Genomic DNA, 2,737 nt, shown 5'->3' with positions numbered 1-2,737 from the left:
CTATTGGATTTCTGAGTCTTCTGTCGTGGGTGTCTACCTCGGCGGCAAATCCGCAAGCTCGGTCTCGTAGGCAGATTCCATTCGTGGCGACAGGCCGTTTTTAGCCAGCGATTCGGCAAACATCGTCCGCACCAATTCGCTCTCGTCGGCATAGTCGATCTGATCCCCGCCAAGACGCCGGCTGATCCATGCTTTTGGAACACCTTGCGCATTGCGTATGGAAACCACCTCGTGCTTGAAAGCCAGATAGCGCGCCGGCGTCGTGCCCGTGTTGAAATGCTGATGGAACCACATGTTCGGCGGAACGATCAGCGTGCCCACCTCCCATTCGTAGCGCCTCGGTTCCTCGCCCTCCGGCCACATCAAGGAGTAGCCTTCACCACTGAGAATGATGACATACGCACCGGGACCATGGGCATGCCCCTTCTTGTAGGTCCCGACCGGAAACTGCGAAATGTGGCTGTTCATTGAGCCCTTCGCCATATTGAAGCGGATGTGACCGCCCCCGGCGCCGCGTTCCTTGGCACTGATCAATGGCAGGCTCACTGCATCCGCAACAAAGTTAGTTTCGAGCAGCAGACCCTTTTGCTCGCCCTTGTTGCTGAAATAATCCGGTTCGCCGGAGAAACGATTGGGAAAGTCGTGCTTTGAATTGAAAACGAAATCGAGGTCTTCGTAGAGATTCATGATCGGAGGCGCATTCGTAACACCGATATAGCGCGCAGGCTGCTGACCCGAACCGTTGAAATGCTGGTGCAGCGTATTGAGAGGAATGGCAAAGAGCGAGCCCGCCTGCCACTCGAAGCTGATCTTCTTGCCGGCATCATTCCATACGGTAGTGGATCCACGTCCCTCAAGCACGAGGATCATTTCCTCGTAAAGCTGGCGATGTGGCGCAATTGACTTGCCCGCGGGGATCTCCATCACATAGCTGTCGTTGGAGGTGCGCGATGCATCATGATTGACGAAGACGGCATTGCCGCCACGCCGCGCCCAGGGCTTCAGGGGCACAGTCCTGAGATTTCGTACGTAGAGCGCAGGGATGATATCCAGCCCCTCATCTCTTATCCAGCGCGTATAAGGCGTTTCCTTTTCGGTGGCGAACTTGTTTGCCATGTCCTCGGAAACGAGCGCGTCTTTCGCCATCTGGCTTTCCTTTCTTGGTGGTACTGCAGGTGTCTATCGGCTTTCTTTCGTTGCCACGTCCGTCCGCAATTCGGATGGCGTGCTGTGAGAATGGCCGTGGTGGTGATCGTGATCGGGGCCATGATCATGATGATCGGAACGATGATGGTGATGATGCTGTGTCGCATGCGAATGCGAATGGGGAGGACTGGCCACCCTTTCTCGGTGGTGCAGACGCTGAGGCTTGCCAGGGTTTGAKGCACTTTCATTGAACACAAGGGATTTCACCGTCACTGGCACCGTCCTCGATGGGAGCCGGAGACGGCCAAGATCGACAAAATCAAAATCCCGCAATGCGAGGCCGTCCAGCACAAGAACTTCGCCAGGCACGCCAAGTTCTTCTTTGAGGATCGCACCGAGCGTCATGGCAATGTCACCATCGAGCATCACAAATAACGGTTGACCCGCATCGATCAGTACACGAAGGCCAGTTTCGATAGCCTCTGCGAAGGCGCGGATACGCGCATATTCAGGTGTACCGCCCCATTCGAAGGCGAGCGCAACGTTGGGGCTGKTAGCAACGACGTCGAACAGTTGAAGATGCCGCTGGATCGTCTGCCCGATTCCGACCGCATCGATTTCTTTGGAGAGATCGACGGGCGGACGCAGGACCTGAAGGTTCCGCTGCGGCAGCAGAGTGCCGGGGTCCGACAAGAAACAGGTGTTACCGCTGAGCTGGATGCTGTATTCGGAAGCGCCGAGCGCCGTAGCGCGAATGCACTCGCCCGCCTCAACAAGCGGCCAGGGTATCGCGCCGTCGTCCAGCCGAAAACGCAAGGCTAGGCCAAGCCGGGAGCCGAGATCGCCGAAATCCCGTCTTTCCCGGCCATAGACGAATTCGCCAACACCTYCAGAGAAAACTACCCCGTCGAGGTTGCCGAGTTCCGGCAGGCGGTCCGTGAGAAAGAGATGAGTCACATCCTCGCCCGGGTCCCGACTGACAATGGCCGCGATCAGCGTATCAGCCATGATGGACGCGACGCGGTCAAGATCACCGACATCAATCCGGTCACCCTCTGACCAATCGAAGCCTGCGCGCTGTGCGTGGTGTCGGCCCGCTGGATCGAGCCGTATGATCCGCCCGCCCTCATCCACGACCTGAAGACGACCACCGACGTGAAAGGCCGCCGTCGCCAAAATCCGGCCATGATCCACCAGCGCGAGCTTTGTCGTGCCGCCGCCAATGTCGATATTAAGGAGCCGCGTTCCCTGGTCGAAACTGCGCCGCGCGGCACCGGATCCATAGGCGGCGAGCATCGCTTCCATATGATGGCCGRCCGCGGCACAAACGAACTGGCCACCCTGTGCTGCCAGGATCGAAGCGATCGCATTGGCATTCTCTCGGCGAAGTGCCTCTCCCGTTAGGATGACTGCGCCGGTGTCGATGGCATCTGGAGAAAGTTGCGCGGCGGCATAGGCGTCGTCGATAATTTCTCCCAGCGCCCGGGCATCAATCAGCGTCTCGCTTTCGTAGGGTGTAAACCGTACCGGGGATTGGTAGAGTGTTTCGCGCGAAACGATGATGTACCGGCTAGTCAGGTCTTCGCCACTC

2 protein-coding genes are annotated in these 2,737 nt (G+C 58.0%); both read right to left on the bottom strand.

Features of this window, described 5'->3' with window-relative positions:
- Positions 1-33: 33 nt before the first annotated feature.
- Positions 34-1,146, bottom strand: coding sequence for a cupin domain-containing protein (locus ACXJ5O_RS23760; protein WP_457302054.1), 1,113 nt, complete (start codon positions 1,144-1,146; stop codon positions 34-36).
- Between the two features lie 33 nt (positions 1,147-1,179).
- On the bottom strand, positions 1,180-2,737 hold a 1,558-nt coding region (locus ACXJ5O_RS23755; protein ID WP_457302053.1), incomplete at its 5' end, for an ethanolamine ammonia-lyase reactivating factor EutA.

This window comes from Phyllobacterium sp. P5_D12, assembly GCF_054049495.1.
Note: the sequence above shows the minus strand (reverse complement) of the source record. Positions and strands in the feature narration are given on the sequence as shown.

Coding starts and splice junctions, on each gene's coding strand:
- ACXJ5O_RS23760 (WP_457302054.1), bottom strand. CDS start 1,146: ATGGCGAAAGACGCGCTCGTTTCCGAGGACATGGCAAACAAGTTCGCC.